Here is an 18889-nt window from a genome sequence, read left to right on the forward strand (position 1 = left end):
TTCTTCGCGTGTTTTCCAAAGTTCTGATTGCCAACCGCGGCGAGATCGCCGTGCGCCTGGTGCGCGCGCTGCGCGACCTGGGCATTGCCAGCGTGGCGGTGCATGCGCGCGACGATGCCGCCGCGCTGCATGTGCAGCTGGCCGACGTGGCGGTGGCGCTCGACGCGACCGGCCCTTCGGCCTACCTCGACGTGGCCGCGTTGATCGCGGTGGCGAAGGCGCAAGGCTGCGATGCGGTGCATCCCGGCTACGGCTTCCTCAGCGAGCGTGCCGACTTCGCACAGGCCTGCGCCGACGCGGGCCTGGTCTTCATCGGCCCCACGCCGGAGCAGCTGGGCCTGTTCGGCGACAAGGCCCGTGCGCGCGAACTGGCCGCGCAGTGCGACGTGCCCGTGATGCCCGGCAGCGCGGGCGCGGTGACGCTCGCGCAGGCGCAGGCCTTCTTCGCCGAGCAGCATGCGCAGGGCGCGGGCGTGATGGTCAAGGCCATCGGCGGCGGCGGCGGACGCGGCATGCGCGCCGTGCTCACGGCCGACGAGCTGCCCGAGGCGCATGCGCGCTGCATGTCCGAGGCCAAGGCGGCGTTCGGCATCGAGGGCGTGTACGTCGAGCGCCTGATGCGCAACGCGCGGCACATCGAGGTGCAGGTGCTCGGCGACGGCAGCGCAGTGGCCAGCCTCGGCGAGCGCGAGTGCACGCTGCAGCGCCGCTTCCAGAAGCTGGTCGAAATCGCGCCCAGCCCCTCGCTGCCCGAGCCGCTGCGCGCGCAGGTCACGCAGGCCGCGCTGCGCATGGCCAAGGCCGTGGGCTATCGCGGTCTCGGCACCTTCGAATTCCTGGTCGATGCCGCGTCGACCACCTTGCCTTTCGTCTTCATCGAAGCGAACCCGCGCCTGCAGGTCGAGCACACGGTGACCGAAGCCGTGACGGGGCTGGACCTCGTGCAGCTGCAGATCGCCGTCGCTTCGGGCGACACGCTGGACGCGCTCGGCGTGGAGGTCGGCCGCACGGCGCCGCAGCGCGGCTTCGCGGTGCAGTGGCGCATCAACGCCGAGACGCTCGACGCGCAGGGCAACGCGCGCCCCGCGGGCGGCACGCTCGCGCGCTTCGACCTGCCCGCCGGTCCCGGCGTGCGCGTCGACACGCACGGCTACACGGGCCTCGCGCCCTCGCCGCACTACGACACGCTCTTGGCCAAGCTCATCGTGCATTCGCCGTCGCCGCGTTTCGCGGACGCGCTGCGCCGCTCGCTGCGCGCGCTCGACGAATGCCATATCGACGGCATCGCCACCAACCTGCCGCTGCTGTGCGCCATTGCCGCGCGGCCCGAGTTCGCGACGCAGGCAGTGCACACGCGCTTCGTGGAAGCGCACCTGGGCGATCTGCTCGCCGACGCGAAGGCGTTCGAGAAGCACACGAAGAAGGTCACCGCGCCCGCCGCCGCGAGCGCGCCGGCGCAGGACGAGGAAGACGACGACGGCCTCACCGTCAAGGCGCCGATGCCCGCGAAGCTGGTGCAGTTCGAGGTCGCGGTGGGCGACGTGCTGCCCGCCGGCGCGCAACTCGGCGTGCTCGAGGCCATGAAGATGGAGCACCTGTTGCACGCGCCCGTGGCCGGCCGCGTGCTGGCGCTGCTGGCCGCGCCCGGCGACTACCTCGTCGAAGGCCAGTCGCTGGTGCGGCTGGAGGCCGTCGATGCGCAGGGTGTGCAGGCGCAGGCGCGCGTCGCGCACGACCTCGACGCGATCCGTCCCGACCTGCAGAAGGTCATCGACCGCCATGCGCCCACGCTCGACGCGAACCGCAAGACGGCGGTCGACAAGCGGCATGCGCAGGGCGGTCGCACCGCGCGCGAGAACATCGCCGACCTGTGCGAGATGGCCGGCGACCCCGGCAACTTCATCGAGTACGGCGCGCTCGCCATCGCTGCGCAGACGCGCCGCCGCACGCTCGAAGACCTCATCGCCAACACGCCGGCCGACGGCATGGTGACGGGGCTGGGCAGCGTCAACGCGAAGCAGTTCGGCCCCGAGAAATCGCGCTGCGCTGTGCTGGCCTACGACTACACCGTGCTGGCCGGCACGCAGGGCATGCGCAACCACCACAAGACCGACCGGCTGCTCGCGGTGGCGCACCAGCTCAAGCTGCCGGTGGTGCTGTTCGCCGAGGGCGGGGGCGGGCGACCGGGCGACACCGACATGCCGATCGTCGCGGGCCTGAACAACCACACCTTCAGCCAGTTCGCGGCGCTGTCGGGCAAGGTGCCGGTGGTCGGCATCGTGCACGGGCGCTGCTTCGCGGGCAACGCGGCGCTGCTGGGCTGCGCCGACGTGATCATTGCCACCAAGGGCAGCAACATCGGCATGAGCGGCCCCGCGATGATCGAAGGCGGCGGCCTGGGCACCTTCGCGCCCGAGCAGATCGGGCCGAGCAGCGTGCAGTCGCGCAACGGCGTGATCGACATCCTGGTGGAAGACGAAGCTGCGGCCGTGGCGGCTGCGAAGCAGTACCTGTCGTACTTCCAGGGCCCGGTGAGCGACTGGCAGTGCGCCGATCCGCGCACGCTGCGCCACGTGGTGCCCGAGAACCGCCTGCGCGTGTACGACGTGCGCGCCGCCATGCGCGGCGTGGTCGACACCGGCTCGCTGCTCGAATTGCGCGCGGGTTTCGGCGCGGGCATCGTCACGGCGCTGGCGCGCATCGAGGGCAAGCCGGTCGGCCTGATGGCGAACAACCCGCACCACCTGGGCGGCGCGATCGACGTGGAGGCGGCCGACAAATCCGCACGCTTCATGCAACTGTGCAATGCCCACGGGTTACCGATCGTGTCGTTGTGCGACACGCCCGGCTTCATGGTCGGGCCCGAGGTCGAGGCGCAGGCGCAGGTGCGCCACGTGTGCCGCATGTTCATGGTGGCCTCGCATCTGCGCGTGCCTTTCTTCGCGGTGGTGCTGCGCAAGGGCTACGGCCTGGGTGCGCAGGCCATGACCGCCGGCGGCTTCGATGCGCCCGTGTTCACCGTGGCCTGGCCCACCGGCGAGTTCGGTGCGATGGGCCTCGAAGGCGCGGTGCGACTGGGCTTTCGCAAGGAACTCGCGGCCGTGCCCGAGGGCGCCGAGCGCGACGCACTGTTCAAGCAGCTGGTGGCGCAGCAGTACGCGAACGGCGAAGCGATCCACATGGCGCAGACGCTGGAGATCGACGCGGTGATCGACCCGGCCGACACGCGCACCTGGCTGGTGCGCGGCCTGGCGTCGGCGACGCGGCCGGCCGAGGCGGTCTCGGCGTACGTCGACACTTGGTAACGCAGGCTTAGACCTCGTCACCTGCGCGGGCAAGGCGGCTCCGTACACTGGGCCGCTTTTGCACGCATGAAGCTTCCTGCCCGCTGGCGCGTCCGTCTGCGCGACGTCGCCTTTTCCCCTGCACACTGGATGGCCGTTCTCGGCCTTGCGGTGTTGCTCGTGGGCGTGCAGGCGGTGTGGGCGGAGAAGGTCGAGCAGGCGGCACGCCAGCCGGCCGAAGCGCGCTGGGTGGCGAGCTGGGCCGTGGCGGTGCTCGACTTCGCCGAACTGGATGCGAACCCCGCCACGGCCGCCATCGGCGGGCCGGGCGACCATGTGTTCCGCGGCCAGACCTTGCGCCAGATGATGCGCCCGACGATCGACGGCGAGCGCATCCGCGTGCGGGTGTCGAACCGCTTCGGCAAGACGCCGCTGCGCATCGCCGCCGCCACCGTGGCACTGGGCACGGGCGGCGACGCCATCTCGCCGGCCTCGTTGCGCACGCTGCGTTTCGGCGGCCGCGCCACCGTCACCGTGGCGCCGGGCGCGGAAGCATGGAGCGACGGCGTGGCGCTGAACGTTGCGGCGGGCCAGGCCGTGGCCGTGAGTCTTTTTCTCGACCGCGCGACCCCCTTCGCCACGATGTACCTGCTGTCCAGCGACACGGGCTGGCTGGCGCAAGGCAACGCCGTCTCGGCGCCCCGGCTGTCGAAGGCGGTGGCGCTGCCGATGAGCCACATCGTGACCGGGCTCGACGTGCTCACCACCCGACCCGTGCGCACCGTCGTCGCGTTCGGCGATTCGATCACCGCGGGCGGTGGCGAGTCGGGCGACGGTTCGTACCCTGACATGCTCGCCACGCGGTTGCGTGACAGCCCGCAGGCCGCGCACGCGGTGTCGGTGATCAACGCCGGCATCGGCGGCAACCGGCTGCTGGTGAACGGCATCGGCCCTGACGGCCTGTCGCGCTTTGCGCGCGACGCGCTGGGCCAGAGCGGCGTGACGCACGTCATCGTGCTGCTGGGCACCAACGACATCGGCCGCGCCATCTTCGCGGGCATCCCCGGCCTCAAGGTGCCGCCGCACGACGTGCCCACGGCCGAGCGCGTCACCGAGGGCCTGGGGCAACTCGTCAAGCAGGCGCGCGCCAAGGGCGTGAAGGTGCTGCTGGGCACCGTGCCGCCCTTCGGCAACACGATCTACGGCACCGACGCCAACGAGGCCATGCGCGAGGCCGTGAACCGCTGGGTGCGCAGCCGCCAGGACGTGGACGGCGTGATCGACTTCGATGCGGTGCTGCGCGACCCAGCCGCGCCGCGTCAGCTGAATCCGACATTCGACAGCGGCGATCACCTGCATCCCAACCGCGCCGGCCACGCGGCCATGGCCGCGGCCATCGACCTGCGCGAATTGCAGGAATAAAGCGCGTCTGCGGCAGCGAAACAGCTCTACACAAGATTTCGCGCAGCGCTTACAGGCGCTTCACACGGTCCCGGCAGCATGAAGGCTCCTCCAACAACCATGGGGCTTTCTCATGAAAACACTCGCAGTCGCTCTTTCCATCGGTGCCGCTTCGCTGCTGTCGGTGGGCGCCCTGGCCGTTCCCACGGCCGCGCAGGCGCAGGCGGTGATCACCATCCAGGGGCCGCCGCCCCCGCCGCGCTACGAGCGCATGCCGCCGCCGCGTCGCGGCTATGTGTGGTCGCCGGGCCACTATGAGTGGCGTGGCGGTCGCCATGTGTGGGTGCGGGGCATGTACGTGCGTGCCCGCCCGGGCTATGCCTACCGTGCGCCGGAATGGCGCGAGAACAATGGCCGTTGGGAATACAACCGCGGCCGCTGGGACCGCGACGGCGACGGCGTGCCGAACCGCCAGGACCGGCGCCCGGACAACCCGTACCGCAATTGATCGATAGAGCGCGCGCGGCGCGCGCCCGGGGCTAGCGGATGCTCACCAGCTCGAGCACTTCGCTGACCTGGAACGCGCCGCCGCTCGCACCGCCGCGCGTCTGCACTTCGAAGCGGACGACGCGGCCCAGCTCCGGCGAGAACCACACGCTGGCGCGGTAGGTCCCGTACTGGTTGCCACTCCAGGCGCCCGCGTTCGCGAAGCGCTGGGTGTGGCCGCGGTAGTCGATCTTCACTACCTTCATCTCGCGGCCGTTGACCGGCAGCATGGCGGCGTCGTCCACCACGTGGGCGCGCAGGTCCATCTTGATGCGCGTGCCGCCCATGGTGGCGTCGTATTCCGTGGCCCAGGCGGCGTCCTGTTCCAGGGTCGGGCGGGCCCAGCCGCCCGGCGGCATGACGCTGTCGAACTCGCCGCCCACGGCCGTCGTGACGCCGATCACTTCGCCGCCCGGCTTCTCGATCCAGCCCCCGTTGTTGAAGCTGAGGCGGTCGTCACTGGTGGTGGCCGTGTCCGCGCGGTAGATCACCTTGCGGTAGGTGTTGGTGAGGCGGTCGTGCAGCTGGTACTCCACGAGGCTCGGGCGCTGCAGCGACACGCTGGCCGGCGCGGGCTGCGAGGCCAGGCGCTCGATGGCCCGCTGGCCGCGCGTCGGCAGCTCCGCGATCCACGCGGCTGGCATGGCGAGGGTCGCCGGCGCCGATCCGGCGACGAGGCCCACGAGGCGGCCTTGCGCATCGAACAGGCCGGCACCGGCCAGGCCCGCCTCGGTCGGCGTGGCCAGCTGCAGCGACTCGAGCGCGCCCGCGGCGTTGCGGCGCACGCCGCCGAGCATGGAGATGCCGAGCGTGAGTTCGCGCCCGCGCGGCGACCCGATGACGTACAGCGGCATCCCGACCTGCAACGCCCCCGCGGGCACGACGCCCAGCGTCGGCGACACGAGGTTCGCGATGCGCAACTGGCACAGGTCGCGTTCGACGTCCGGGTGCTCCAGCGCGGCGCCGTAGCTCACGTTGTCGCGGCGCAGCACCACGGCGCTGGCCTTGGCCAGCAGCTTGCAACTGGTGACGGCCGTGCCCGGGCCGGTGGCCACTGCGCTGCCGGTGGCCAGGACCTTGCCCTGGGCGTCGCTGGCCTGCACCACCCAGACGCTGGGCGAGATGCGCGCGAACAGCGCGTCGGGCGCCAGCGGGGCGCTGCCGGCGCGGGCGTCCTGGGCGAAGGTGGCGGGCGCTGCCAGAGCGGCAGCAAGGGCGAAAAGCGGAAGCTGCAGGCGCATCTGGGAGCGGCGGTGGGGTGGGTTAGCGGAACACGACCGTGCGGTGGCCGTTCAGCAGCACGCGGTGCTCGCTGTGCCACTTCACGGCGCGGGCCAGCACCTGGCTTTCGGTGTCGCGGCCGCGGGCCGTGAGGTCTTCGACCGTGTCGGTGTGGTCGGCACGGGCCACGTCCTGCTCGATGATCGGGCCTTCGTCGAGGTCGGCCGTCACGTAGTGGGCTGTGGCGCCGATCAGCTTCACGCCGCGGTCATGTGCCTGGTAGTAGGGCTTGGCGCCCTTGAAGCTGGGCAGGAACGAGTGGTGGATGTTGATCGCGCGGCCGGCCAGGCTCTTGCACAGGTCGTTGCTCAGGATCTGCATGTAGCGCGCGAGCACCACGAGTTCGGCGCCCTCGGCCTCGATGATCTCGAGCTGCTTGGCCTCGGCCTGCGCCTTGGTCGCGGCCGTCACCGGGATGTGGTGGAAGGGCACGTTGTAGCTGGCGGCCAGCTGGTAGAAGTCGCGGTGGTTCGAGATGATGGCGCGCACGTCAATCGACAGCAGGCCGCTCTTCCAGCGGAACAGCAGGTCGTTCAGGCAGTGGCCTTCCTTGCTGACCAGGATCACGGTCTTCATCGGGTCGGCGGCGGCGTGCAGCTGCAGGCTCATGCCGAAACCGGTGGCGAAGGCCTTCAGCTCCTCGCGCAGCACGGCTTCGCTGTGGTCGCCGCAGGCGAAGCGCACGCGCATGAAGAACAGGCCGGTGCCGTGGTCGTTGTATTGGGCGGCCTCTTCGATGTTGGCGCCGCGCTCGAGCAGGAAGCCCGACACGGCGTGCACGATGCCCGTCCGGTCGGGACAGGAGAGGTTCAGGATGTAGGCAGGCGTAGTGGTCGTCATCAGGGGCAGGATTGTGGCAGGGGTGCCAGAATCGCGATTTTCCCTCCCCACATAACCGCAGGAGCGAGACATGGCCTTCCAGGACTTCAACATGGACAACCAGTGGTTGCCCTTCACGCCCAACCGCCATTTCAAGAAGGACCCGCGGGTGTTCGTGGCGGCCGACGGCATGACGTTCACCACGCACGACGGCAAGAAGGTGGTCGACGGCATCTCCTCGCTGTGGTGCGTGGGCGCGGGCCACAACCGCAAGCCGATCAACGAGGCGATCAAGAAGCAGCTGGACACGCTGGACTACGCCACCGCCTTCCAGGTCAGCAACGACAAGGCTTTCAAGGCGGCCGAGATGATCGCCGCGCTGGCCCCCGGCGACCTGAACAAGGTGCTGTTCTGCAACTCGGGCTCCGAGGCCGCCGACACCTCGATGAAGGTGGCGCTGGCCTACCACCGCGCGCGCGGCGAGGGCCACCGCAACGTGTTCATCGGTCGCGAGAAGGGCTACCACGGCGTGGGCTTCGGCGGCATGTCGGTGGGCGGCATCCCGGGCAACCGCAAGGTGTTCGGCTCGGCCTTCCTGCCGCGCGTGGACCACATGCGCTTCATCCACGACCCGGTGAACCATGCCTACATCCACAACCAGGAGCCGGTGTGGGCCGAAGACCCGCTGGTCGAACTCGAAACCCGCATCCTGCCGCTGCACGACCCGAGCAACGTGGCCGCGATCATCGTGGAGCCGGTGGCCGGTTCGGCCGGCTGGTACCTGCCGCCGCAGGGCTACCTGAAGCGCCTGCGCGAGATCTGCGACAAGCACGGCATCCTCTTGATCTTCGACGAGGTCATCACCGGCTTCGGGCGCATGGGCACCAACTTCGCGTCGGACTATTTCGGCGTGGTGCCCGACATGCTGAACTTCGCCAAGTGCGTGACCAACGGCGTGATTCCGCTGGGCGGCGTGATCTGCCGCGACAAGCTCTACGACGCGATGATGAAGACCGACGCGCCCGAGCACGTGGTCGAGTTCTTCCACGGCTACACCTACTCGGGCCACCCGGTGGCCTGCGCCGCTGCCATTGCCACGCTCGACCTGTTCAAGGAAGAAAACCTGTTCGCCCGCGCCGGCGAGATGGGCAAGGTGCTGGGCGATGCCTTCCACAGCACCTTCAAGGGGCTGCCGAACGTGGTGGGCATCCGCAGCCTGGGCCTGGCGGCGGCCGTGGAGCTCGCGCCCATCGCCGGGTCGCCGGGCAAGCGCGCCTACGAGGTGTTTCTCGACTGCTTCCACAAGGGCGCGCTGGTGCGGCCCGCGGGCGACGTGCTGGTGATCGCGCCGCCCTACATCGTCGAGAAGCAGCACATCGACACGCTGGTCAACACGCTGGCGGATTCGATCAGGAAGTTCGCCTGAGCACGCCCGCGCAGTAGTCCACCGGCGGCAGCGCCGGCGTGCGCCAGGTGGCGTCGTAGGCGTCGGTGTCGTCCTCGGCCGGGCCGCCGGCCTGCAGGTGGACCGTCTTCACCGACACGTCGGTCGGCAGGTGCTGCGGCACGCCCAGCACCTTGGTGACGTGGCCCGCGCCGGCAATCAACACCACCGTCTTGCCCGGCTGCCGGGCCTTCACCAGCGCCTGCGCCATGGCGCGGTCGCGCCCGACCTGGATGCGGGTCATGGGGCCGATCTGCGATTCGGGCAGCAGCTTGCAGTGGCCCTCGCGCACGGCCTCCTGCTGCGCGGCGTAGGCCTCGCCGTTGAGCTGCACGTCGAGCGAGACGTCGGCCATCGCGTCCTTCATGCGCGCACGCGGCAGGTTGGCGCCGACCACCGGCACGCCGGCGCGCACGGCCGTCATCACCGTGGGGCCGTAGCGCGTCCAGGGCCAGGCCTTGTCGTTCCAGCCGAGGGCGGTCTGCACCTGCGCATCGGTCGCGGTGGCGGGCAGGCGGGCGCTGCTGCGGCCTTCCTCGGCCATCTCGAGCGCCAGCGCGGCGAGCTGGCCGCGTTCGGCCAGGGCCTGCACGGTCTCGCGTTCGAGGACGTGGTGTTCGGGGGCGTCGTGCTGCTCGCCGAGCAGCAGGGCGTCGGCCGGCAGCAGGGCCGCCACGCGGCGCGCGACGGGCGCTTCGGCGGACAGCGCGGCGCAGCCGGCGAGCAGGGCGGCGGCGACCAGGGGCGCGAGGAACCGGGAAGCACGGGAAGGGCGAGAAGGCATCCCGCCATACTATGCCCGGCGCCCTGCACCGGGCTGTCGTCCTTTTCCGCTGCTTTCTCTGCCCGTGTCCTTTCGTTTTCCCCTTCGCGTGCTGGCCACGCTGCTGCTGGCGCTGGCGGCCGCACTCGCCTGTGTCGCCCTGCACACCCCGCTGCCCTGGATGATCGGCCCGCTGTTCGCGGTGTCGCTGGCCTCGATCGCCGGCCAGCCGACCGCCAGCCACACGCCGCTGCGCAACCTGGGGCAGTGGGTCATCGGCACCGCGCTGGGCCTGTATTTCACGCCGCAGGTGGTGACGCTGGTGGCCGGCGTGTGGTGGGCGATCCTGCTGGCCATCGGCTGGGCGCTGCTGCTGGGCTGGGGGTTCGGCCGCTGGCTGCACCGCGTGCATGCGGCGCGCATGCCGCATGTGCCGGCGAAATCCATGAGAGCCACGACTTACTTCGCAGGCGCCATCGGTGGGGCTTCGGAGATGACGCTGCTGGCCGAATCGGCCGGCGCGCGCACCGACCTGGTGGCCGCCGCGCACAGCCTGCGACTGATGGTGGTGACCGTGACGATCCCGTTCGCGATGCAGTGGAGCGGGCTGCACGGCCTGGAGATCAACCCGCCCGGCGTGCGCGAGGTGAACCCGGCCGGGCTGGCCCTGCTGGCGCTGGCCACCGGCGCGGGCGGGCTCGCGATGCGGGCGCTGGGCCGCACCAACCCGTGGTTCATGGGGCCGCTGCTGGTGGCGATGGGCTTCACGGTCGCGGGGCAGTCGCTGTCGGCGGTGCCGACCTGGCTGTCGAACACCGCGCAGCTGGTGATTGCCGTGAGCCTGGGCGTGCGCTTCAGCCGCGAGTTCCTGCACACGGCGCCGCGCTGGCTCGGCTCGGTGGCGCTGGGCACGGTCGGCATGCTGGTGCTGTGCGCCGGCGCGGCCTGGCTGCTGGCCGGGGCGACCGGGCTGCACCCGGCCACGATGATTCTGGGCACCTCGCCCGGCGGCATCGCCGAGATGTCGATCACGGCCAAGGTGCTGCAGCTGGGCGTGCCGGTGGTCACGGCCTTCCAGGTGTGCCGGCTGGTGGCGGTGCTGCTGATCGTGGGGCCGATGTACCGCTGGACCGAGCGCCGAGGGGTCTAGGCAAAGAAAAAGCGCCCCGCGGGGCGCTTGTTTCATTCGGTGGGGCAGGACGCTCAGTGCACCAGCACCGGCGTGTGCGCCAGCTCGGCGTAGCCTTCGAGCGTGTCCTCGACCTCTTCCTGCGTGGGCGTGTTGAGCTGCCAGGCGGCGATCTGCTGCTGGAACAGTTCGGCCCAGGAGCCGTCGAGGTACACCTCCTTGCCCGATCGCTTGTCCACGATCTCGAAGCCGTGGCGTTCCAGCACGGGGCCGTTGGGCTTCGTGCTGGGCTCGTCGCCGTCGTTCGGCTGCACGTGCACGACGACGAAGGACTCGGAGTCGTAAAGCATGTTCATGGCGGGCCCTGTGAGGATGTCGATGGCGTTCATGAGGGTTAGATAGCAATCAACGCGCCAGTTTCAAGAACAGTTGTCGTCGCGCCGTTGATATGTGAGTCTTTTTGCCTCAATTGGCAGGCGCTTCGGGTAGGGGTTTGCGCAATTGGGCGTCAGCAAAGTCGCCGTTTGCCTCGGTCTGGCGGATGCGCACGGGCAGATAGCCGTAGCGCGGGGCCAGCCAGAGCTCCAGTTTCCGGTCGAAATCCTTGCGCGGCGTGCGGGTGAGCTTGCGCGTGGTGAAGTCGCCGGCCGGCAGGCTCAGCTGCTCCTCGTCGCCGACCTCGAAAACCCACACGTCGCCGTCGCGCACGCCCACGGTCTGCACCGAGATCCGGGTGCCGGGCGGGTAGCGCCCCGGGCTGGCCGCCAGCAGGCCGCCCAGCTGCATCATCACGCTCATGCGGTCCTGCGCGCCGGGCTGCAGGGGCACGGGGGGGGCGTTGTTGCTGAAGATGATCTGCCCCTGGTCGCGCGCGAAATGCGAGGCCACCTCGGCCTTGCGGCTCTCCGAATAGCGCTCGGGCTCCAGGCCCGAGGGGCCGATCTTGCCGGTGCTGTGCCAGTTCAGCAGGGTGAAGAACACCGCCTTGAGCGTGAGCCGCCCGTCGTAGCGGGTGCCGTCCTGCAGCCAGACCAGCTCGCCGAACACGCCGCGCTGCGGGGAGGCGCCTTTCTGGCCCGTGGCTTCGAAATCGAGCGTGACCGAGCCCGGAATCCGCAGCGCCTGGGTGCCGGCGATGGTGCCCGAGGCGCCGCTGCCGGCCGTGGTCGTGCCGCCCTGCGTGCCACCAGCCGTGGTGCCCGTGGCGGCGGCCGGGGCGCTGGCCGGTGCTTCGGGGGCGGTTGCTCCTGAATCTGTAGCGGCTTGCGCGGTCTGGTCGGGCGTTTCGGGAGGAGGTGTCTGTGCCGGCGCGTCCGGCACGGGGGCCGGGGCCGGCTTGGGCTTGGGCACCGACGCCTCGCGCGGACGCCGGGGCTTGGCCGGTGGCGGCGGCTTGGCCGCGACCGGCGCGGCGGCCGGTGCCGCGGGGGCTTCCGCCGCGGGCGGCGCGATCACGATCGTGCGCGTGATGAACTTGCTGGCCAGCGGCGAGGGCTCCGGCCCGATGGCCATCGGCGCCAGCCCGAGCAGCAGCAGGTGCGCCAGCGCCACCGCCAGCGTCAGCCCCGCGAGCGCGCGCCAGGACGGGCGCCCGGGCAGGCCCAGGGACAGCGGTGGGGGCGCGACGTGCGTCGACATGGGTGTGTGGAGTGGGTTGCGGCGCCGAGGTTCACGAAGTCCACTCGGTACACTGCCGCCCGTTCAACCAGTTTAGTGGGCGCGGCGCCGCGCCCTTTTTCTTGCTCACGCCCGCACCATGAAACTCGCCACCCTGAAGGACGGCTCGCGCGACGGCCAGTTGGTCGTCGTCTCGCGCGACCTCACGCTCGCCCACTACGCCACCGGCATCGCGAGCCGGCTGCAGCAGGTGCTGGACGACTGGGGCTTCATGAGCCCGCAGTTGCAGGACCTGTACGACGCCCTCAACCACGGCCGCGCGCGCCACGCCTTTCCCTTCGACCCCGCCCAGTGCATGGCGCCGCTGCCGCGCGCCTACCAGTGGGCCGACGGCTCGGCCTACCTGAACCACGTCGAGCTGGTGCGCCAGGCGCGCAACGCCGAGGTGCCCGAGAGCTTCTACACCGACCCCCTCATGTACCAGGGCGGCAGCGACGACTTCCTGGGCCCGGTCGACGACGTGATCGTGCCCAGCGAGGCCATGGGCATCGACTTCGAGGCCGAGATCGCCGTCGTCACCGGCGACGTGAAGATGGGGTCCACGCCCGAGCAGGCGCTGGACGGCATCCGCCTCGTGATGCTGGCCAACGACGTGAGCCTGCGCAACCTCATCCCGGCCGAGCTGGCCAAGGGCTTCGGCTTCTTCCAGAGCAAGCCCGCCACCGCCTTCAGCCCCGTGGCCGTCACGCTGGACGAACTCGGCGAGGCCTGGCAGGACGGGCGCGTGCACCTGGCGCTGCAAAGCAGCTGGAACGGCCGCAAGGTCGGCCTGTGCGACGCCGGCCCCGAGATGACCTTCCACTTCGGCCAGCTCATCGCCCACATCGCCAAGACCCGCAACGTGCGCGCCGGCAGCATCGTGGGCAGCGGCACCGTGAGCAACAAGGGCGTCGAGAAGAACGGCCGCATGGAATGGCCCAAGGGCTACTCGTGCATCGCCGAGAAGCGCTGCATCGAGACCATCCAGGACGGCGCGCCCGCCACCGACTTCATGAAGTTCGGCGACACCATCCGCATCGAGATGAAGGGGCTGGACGGGCGCTCGCTGTTCGGCGCGATCGACCAGGAGATCGTGTCGACGGCGGGGCGGCCGGTGGAGGCGCCGGTGTCGCTCACCAAGCCGCAGGCCGGAATCGACGCCGGCACCGCGCCGGAACCCGCCGCCGAAGGCTGACGCGGGCCCTGTCGGGGTTTCTCCCCGTTCGGCTGGCCGGAAGCCCCCATTCCGCAAAGCCCAACCCTGCGCGGCGGGCGCTGCCTAGGATGCAGCGATCCGTTCACTGCAAGGAGACAGGTCCATGGGCATGCCGAAGCTGGCGGGGCGCGCGCTGTGCGCATGGGTGGGGATGGGCATGGCGCTGGCCGGGCAGGCCGCCGCCCAGAAGCTCAGCGACGACAAGGTGCGCGTGGGCGTGCTGTCGGACATGTCGGGCCTGTATGCCGACACCGCGGGGCGCGGCTCGGTGGAGGCCGCGCGCATGGCCATCGAGGACTTCGGCGGCAAGGTGCTCGGACGGCCCATCGAACTGGTCTGGGGCGACCACCAGAACAAGGCCGACATCGGCGCCTCGCTGGCACGCACCTGGTACGACCGCGACGGCGTCGACGCCATCTTCGACATGAACAACTCGGCCGTCGCGCTGTCGGTGGTCAACCTGGCGCGCGAGCGGCAGAAGCTGTCGATCAACACCGGCGGCGCCTCGGTGGCGCTCACCAACGAAGCCTGCGCGCCGACCTCGGTCCACTACACCTACGACACCTACGCGCTGGCCAACGGCGCCGCGCAGGGCGTGAGCCGCCAGGGCGGCAAGACCTGGTTCCTGCTCGGGGTGGACTACGCCTTCGGCAAGGCCATGGCCGCCAACATGACCGAGTTCGTCGGCGAGCTGCAGGGCAAGGTGATCGGCAGCGTGTTCCACCCGCTCAACGCCAGCGACTTCTCGTCGTACGTGCTGCAGGCGCAGGCCTCGGGGGCCGACACCATCGCGCTGGCCAACGCCACCAGCGACACGGTCAATGCCGTCAAGGCGGCGCGGCAGTTCGGCGTGTCGCCCAAGCAGCGCGTGGTGCCGATGCTGATGTTCATCAACGACGTGCATGCGCTGGGCCTGGCGCAGGCGCAGGGCATGACCTTCGCCACCGGCTTCTACTGGGACCGCACGCCCGAGTCGCGCGCCTGGGCGCGGCGTTACTTCGAGCGCATGAAGAAGATGCCCTCGATGATCCAGGCCGGTGCCTACTCGGCGGTCACGCACTACCTGAAGGCGGTGCAGGCCGCGGGCACCGACGACGGCGCCACGGTGGCCGCGAAGATGAAGGCGATGCCGGTGAACGACTTCTTCGCGCAGGGCGGCACGATCCGCGCCGACGGCCGCATGGTGCACGACATGTACCTGGTGAGCGTGAAGAAGCCCGCCGAGTCGAAGTACCCGTGGGACTACTACACGGTGCTGTCCACGATCCCCGGCGACAAGGCCTTCCAGCCCTTGTCCAAGAGCAAGTGCCCGCTGGTTGCCGCAGCGAAGTCCTGATCGCCTGACCGAACCCAAGGAGTCCCCATGAAAGTCCGTGCCGCCGTCCTGCAGCGCCTCGGCGCCCCCGCGCCCTATGCCCAGAGCCGACCGCTCGAGATCGAGGAGGTCGAGCTGGCGCTGCCCGGCCCCGGCGAGGTGCTGGTGCGCATCGCGGCCGCGGGGCTGTGCCACTCGGACCTGTCGATCCTCAACGGCGACCGGCCGCGCCGCACGCCGATCGTGCTGGGCCACGAGGCGGCCGGCGTGGTCGAGGCGCTGGGCGAGGGCGTGACCGACCTGGCGCCGGGCGACCATGTGATCCTGGTCTTCGTGCCGAGCTGCGGCCATTGCGCGCCCTGCGCCGAGGGCCGCCCCGCGCTGTGCGAGCCGGGCGGTGCGGCCAACGTGGCGGGCACGCTGCTGGGCGGTGCGCGGCGGCTGTCGTACCGCGGCGAGCCGATGGACCACTTCGTGGGCGTGTCGGCCTTTGCCGAGTACGCGACGGTGTCGCGCCGCTCGCTGCACAAGATCGACCGCGAGCTGCCGCTGGAAATTGCGGCCATGTTCGGCTGCGCGGTGGTGACGGGCGTCGGGGCCGTGGTCAACACCTCGCAGGTGCGGCCGGGCCAGACCGTGGCCGTGGTGGGGCTCGGCGGCGTGGGGCTGGCCGCGCTCATGGGCGCGCTGGCGGCGGGCGCCGCGCGCGTGATCGCGGTCGACCTGGCGCAGGACAAGCTCGACTTCGCCCTGGCGCTGGGCGCCACCGACAGCGTGAACGCCAGCGACCCCGATGCGGCCAAGCGGCTGCGCGACATGACCGAGGGCGGCGTCGACCATGCGCTCGAGATGGTGGGTTCGGCCAAGGCGCTGGAGTTCGCCTACAAGGTCACGCGCCGCGGCGGCACCACCGTGACCGTGGGCCTGCCCGCCGCCATCCAGACGCTGAACACGCCGGTCTGGCACCTCGTGGCCGAGGAGCGCACGCTCAAGGGCAGCTACCTCGGCAGCTGCGTGCCGCGGCGCGACCTGGGGCGCTTCATCGCGCTGTACCGCCAGGGCAAGCTGCCCGTGGACCGGCTGCTCACCGGGCGCCTGAAGCTCGAGGAGATCAACGAGGGCTTCGACCGCCTGCAGCGCGGCGAGGCCATCCGGCAGATCGTCACGATGCCGTGACGGCCGCAGGCATCGCACCCCGCAGCAACTCCTTCTGCGTCCGAATCCCCAACCGCCGGAACGCCCGGTACTGATGCGTGCGCACCGTGCTGAGCTCCACGCCCAGCACGCGCGCCGTTTCCTTCGCCGTGCGGCCCGCCATCAGGTGGCCGATCACCTCGCGCTCGCGCAGGCTCAGCGTCAACAGCCGCGAGGCGAGGGTGGGCGCGGCCGCCTCGTGCACGGCCGCTGCGCTGCGGCTGTGGGCGCTGGCGGCGTCGGCCAGCAGGGTGGCGTGGGCGGCGATGACGCCGAAGTCGGTCTCGCCGAACTCGGGCTGCGCCAGGCTGCGATAGAAGCTCACGGCCACGCGCTGGCCGCTCGGGCGCAGCAACAGCACCGAGCTGCGCTCGCGGATGCCCACGTCGCCGTAGCAGGCGGCGCGGTAGGCGGGGTCGGCCACCTCGTCGCCGTGCTGGTGGCCCATCCACAGCTGCGCGCGCTTGGGCAGCTTGCGCGCGGCCAGCCAGGCCATGTGGGGGTCGAGCCGGTCGAAGCGCTGCGCCACGTAGCGCTCGGCGGTGCGCTCGGCCGTGTGGCCGTAGCTGCTGGCAGCCGACACGGTCTCGATGCGGCCGGTGGCGTCGACGCCGAACACGGTGCAGAAGGTGACGGGCATCACGCGGTGCATCGCCGCCAGGCAACTGGCCGCCAGGTGTGGCGTGCCGATGCCCGTCAGCACGTCGCCGACGACGGCGGCTGACAGCTGGGCGTCGGCGGCAGGGTGGAGGCGCCAGCGTTTCATGGGGTTTCGAAGGAGGACTAGGGTAAATGCCTCCTACGAAGTTATGACATTGGCGCGAGCAGTGCATCGGGACAATCCCGTTCCATGACCACCACCCGTACCGCCGACGCCGCCACCGGCCCCGTGCCGCCGCCGTCCTCCGCGACCGCGCTGCCGCCTTCGGTCGGCGCCTTCCACTACACGCGCTTCGCGCCCCGGCTGCCGTCGCTCGGCGCCGACGGCATGGAGCCCGGCCGCCACCCCGTCGTGATCGCGGGCGGCGGCCCGGTGGGCATGGCGTTGGCGCTGGGGCTCGCCAACCACGGCGCGCGCTGCGTGGTGCTGGAGGCCGACGACACGGTCTGCGTGGGCAGCCGCGCGGCCTGCATCTCGCGCCGCAGCCTGGAGATCGTCGAGCGCCTGGGCGCGCTCCCGGCGTTCATGGGCAAGGGCCTGCCGTGGAGCGTGGGGCGCAGCTTCTACAAGACGGCCGAGGTGTTCCGCTTCGAGATGCCGCAGGCCGCGCAGCAGAAGCTGCCGCCGATGATCAACCTGGAGCAGTACTACATCGAGCAGTACCTGCTGGACGAGATCGAGCGCCGCAATGCCGCGACGCCGGGGCTCATCGACATCCGCTGGGGCACCGAGCTCACCGCGCTTGCGCAGGACGAGGACGGCGAGGGCGTGACGCTCGACGTGCGCAACGCCGAGGGCGCCTACCGCCTGCGCGGCCAGTGGCTCGCGGCCTGCGATGGCGGCCAGAGCTTCGTGCGCAAGTCGCTCGGGCTGGCGCTGGAGGGCACGGGCTACGAAGGCCGCTACGTGATCATCGACATCGAACTGCACAGCGACCACCCGACCGAGCGCCGCGCCTGGTTCGACCCGCCGTGGAACCCCGGCTCGACCGTGCTGATGCACCGCCAGCCCGACGACATCTGGCGCATCGACTACCAGCTGCGCGCCGGCCAGAGCACCGAAGACGCGCTGCAGCCCGCGGCGGTGGCCGAGTTCGTGCAGCGCCACCTCGACGCCATCGGCGAAGGCCACCTGCCGTGGAAGACGGTGTGGACCTCGGTCTACCGCGCCGGCGCGATGACGCTCGACAGCTACCGCCACGGCCGCGTCGTGTTCGCGGGCAACGCGGCGCACGCGATGCCGATCTTCGGCGTGCGCGGGCTCAATTCGGGATTCGACGACGCCGACAACCTGGCCTGGAAACTGGCCTTCGTGGCCCAGGGCCTGTCGGGCCCGGCGCTGCTGGATTCGTACTCGCAGGAGCGCATCGCGGCCTTCCACATCAACGCCGAGAGCGCGATGCGCAGCACCGAGTTCATGTCGCCGCCCTCGCGCGGCTTCGACCTGCTGCGCGAGGCGGCGCTGTCGCTGTCGGAGGCGCACCGTGGCATCGCGCAGCTCATCAACCCGCGCCAGACGCAGGCCGTGCGCTACGAGGGTTCGGCGCTGTCGAGCACGGGCGATGCGCTGCCCGCCGGGCCGTTGCCGGGCGAGGCGATGCCCGAGCAGCCGCTCGCGCAGGGCCATCTCACCGACTGGATCGGCCCGGTGTTCACGCTGCTGGTGCTGCAGCCGGACCTGGCGCCGCTGCCCGACGCCGACATCGCGCAGGCCCGGCAGGGCGCTTTGCCTTTCGCGGTGCGCACCATTGGCAGCTTGGGCAGCAGCAGCGCCGATGCGCAGGCGTCCCCCGCCGTCTTCGCAGCGCTCGGCGCGCAAGATGGCGCCGTCTATCTGCTGCGCCCCGACGGCCACGTGGCCGCGCGCTGGCACCGCCTGCCGGCCGGCGCGCTGCCCGCCGCGCTGGCGCGCGCGGCCGTCGCCCCTTCACAGGACATTCCCGCATGACGACCTCCGCCCCCTCGCTCCATCCCGACGCCCGCGACCGCCTGTACGCCGAGTGCGCGCGCGCCATCACCGAGGCCGGCGCCGAGCGCGAATCGCTGTTCCTCGCGCGGCTCGCGCTGCTGCTGTTCGAGCAGGTCGGCGACGAGGCGCGCTGCCGCGCCGCGCTGGCCGACGCGTTGCGCGCGCTGCCCGTACCATCGCTGTCCGCTTCCGAACAACAACATGGAGATTGA

Annotated in this window: 16 protein-coding genes; 10 read left to right on the forward strand and 6 right to left on the reverse strand. The window is 71.0% G+C overall.

Going from position 1 to position 18889, the window contains the following annotated elements; genetic code table 11:
* The first annotated feature begins 8 nt into the window (after positions 1–8).
* From AC3WQR_RS25360 to AC3WQR_RS25370, 3 genes are all read left to right on the forward strand, one after another.
* A complete protein-coding gene (locus AC3WQR_RS25360; protein ID WP_492744446.1) occupies positions 9–3305 on the forward strand; it encodes a carboxyl transferase domain-containing protein in 3297 nt (1098 codons plus the stop codon).
* Between the two features lie 66 nt (positions 3306–3371).
* Complete coding sequence (locus tag AC3WQR_RS25365; RefSeq protein ID WP_492744448.1) at positions 3372–4706, forward strand: GDSL-type esterase/lipase family protein; 1335 nt, start codon at positions 3372–3374, stop codon at positions 4704–4706.
* A 112-nt stretch (positions 4707–4818) separates the two neighbouring features.
* The gene (locus tag AC3WQR_RS25370) at positions 4819–5193 is read left to right on the forward strand and encodes a YXWGXW repeat-containing protein (protein WP_159279682.1); all 375 of its coding nucleotides are present in this window, start codon (positions 4819–4821) and stop codon (positions 5191–5193) included.
* Between the two features lie 31 nt (positions 5194–5224).
* Here the strand turns inward: AC3WQR_RS25370 and AC3WQR_RS25375 are convergent, their stop codons facing one another.
* Together AC3WQR_RS25375 and purU are read right to left on the reverse strand one after the other, a co-directional pair.
* Positions 5225–6472 carry a S1 family peptidase gene (locus AC3WQR_RS25375; protein WP_492744450.1) on the reverse strand — a complete coding sequence of 416 codons (1248 nt, stop codon included), beginning with the start codon at positions 6470–6472 and terminating at the stop codon, positions 5225–5227.
* 22 nt (positions 6473–6494) lie between these two features.
* On the reverse strand, positions 6495–7352 hold the full coding sequence (gene purU / locus AC3WQR_RS25380) for a formyltetrahydrofolate deformylase (RefSeq protein ID WP_062478396.1): 858 nt from the start codon (positions 7350–7352) through the stop codon (positions 6495–6497).
* Between the two features lie 70 nt (positions 7353–7422).
* On the opposite strand from purU, the gene aptA reads away from it, so the two are divergent.
* On the forward strand, positions 7423–8757 hold the full coding sequence (gene aptA, locus AC3WQR_RS25385; RefSeq protein ID WP_492744452.1) for an omega-aminotransferase AptA: 1335 nt from the start codon (positions 7423–7425) through the stop codon (positions 8755–8757).
* Here the strand turns inward: aptA and AC3WQR_RS25390 are convergent.
* Positions 8741–9559 (reverse strand): ChaN family lipoprotein, encoded by an 819-nt coding sequence (locus tag AC3WQR_RS25390; protein WP_492744453.1) that lies wholly within the window; start codon positions 9557–9559, stop codon positions 8741–8743. The genes aptA and AC3WQR_RS25390 overlap by 17 nt on opposite strands.
* 64 nt (positions 9560–9623) lie before the next feature.
* On the opposite strand from AC3WQR_RS25390, the gene AC3WQR_RS25395 reads away from it, so the two are divergent.
* On the forward strand, positions 9624–10688 hold the full coding sequence (locus AC3WQR_RS25395) for an AbrB family transcriptional regulator (protein WP_492744455.1): 1065 nt from the start codon (positions 9624–9626) through the stop codon (positions 10686–10688).
* A 53-nt stretch (positions 10689–10741) separates the two neighbouring features.
* On the opposite strand, the gene AC3WQR_RS25400 is transcribed toward AC3WQR_RS25395, so the two are convergent.
* Together AC3WQR_RS25400 and AC3WQR_RS25405 are read right to left on the reverse strand one after the other, a co-directional pair.
* Complete coding sequence (locus AC3WQR_RS25400) at positions 10742–11023, reverse strand: BTH_I0359 family protein (RefSeq protein ID WP_056577200.1); 282 nt, start codon at positions 11021–11023, stop codon at positions 10742–10744.
* A gap of 109 nt (positions 11024–11132) precedes the next feature.
* Positions 11133–12305 (reverse strand): DUF3108 domain-containing protein, encoded by a 1173-nt coding sequence (locus AC3WQR_RS25405; protein ID WP_492744457.1) that lies wholly within the window; start codon positions 12303–12305, stop codon positions 11133–11135.
* Positions 12306–12423: 118 nt separating this feature from the next.
* Here AC3WQR_RS25405 and AC3WQR_RS25410 point away from each other — a divergent pair, with 118 nt between their 5' ends.
* The 3 genes from AC3WQR_RS25410 (at position 12424) to AC3WQR_RS25420 (ending at position 16030) form a co-directional block, all read left to right on the forward strand.
* Complete coding sequence (locus tag AC3WQR_RS25410; RefSeq protein ID WP_487847358.1) at positions 12424–13518, forward strand: fumarylacetoacetate hydrolase family protein; 1095 nt, start codon at positions 12424–12426, stop codon at positions 13516–13518.
* Between the two features lie 172 nt (positions 13519–13690).
* Positions 13691–14875 (forward strand): ABC transporter substrate-binding protein, encoded by a 1185-nt coding sequence (locus AC3WQR_RS25415; RefSeq protein ID WP_487847753.1) that lies wholly within the window; start codon positions 13691–13693, stop codon positions 14873–14875.
* A 27-nt stretch (positions 14876–14902) separates the two neighbouring features.
* On the forward strand, positions 14903–16030 hold the full coding sequence (locus AC3WQR_RS25420) for a zinc-dependent alcohol dehydrogenase family protein (RefSeq protein ID WP_492744460.1): 1128 nt from the start codon (positions 14903–14905) through the stop codon (positions 16028–16030).
* On the opposite strand, the gene AC3WQR_RS25425 is transcribed toward AC3WQR_RS25420, so the two are convergent.
* On the reverse strand, positions 16017–16814 hold the full coding sequence (locus tag AC3WQR_RS25425; protein ID WP_492744463.1) for a helix-turn-helix transcriptional regulator: 798 nt from the start codon (positions 16812–16814) through the stop codon (positions 16017–16019). The two genes, AC3WQR_RS25420 and AC3WQR_RS25425, sit on opposite strands and share 14 nt — an antisense overlap.
* A gap of 84 nt (positions 16815–16898) precedes the next feature.
* Between AC3WQR_RS25425 and AC3WQR_RS25430 the strand changes: the two genes are divergently transcribed.
* Both AC3WQR_RS25430 and AC3WQR_RS25435 read left to right on the forward strand, forming a co-directional pair.
* Positions 16899–18656, forward strand: a complete 1758-nt coding sequence (locus AC3WQR_RS25430) for an FAD-dependent monooxygenase (RefSeq protein WP_492744466.1) — start codon at positions 16899–16901, stop codon at positions 18654–18656.
* Positions 18653–18889: a hypothetical protein gene (locus AC3WQR_RS25435; RefSeq protein ID WP_492744468.1), complete on the forward strand. Its 237-nt coding sequence runs from the start codon at positions 18653–18655 to the stop codon at positions 18887–18889. The genes AC3WQR_RS25430 and AC3WQR_RS25435 overlap by 4 nt, the downstream gene beginning before the upstream one ends.

This window comes from Variovorax sp. FW305-3-2-15-B-LB1 (assembly GCF_058787635.1).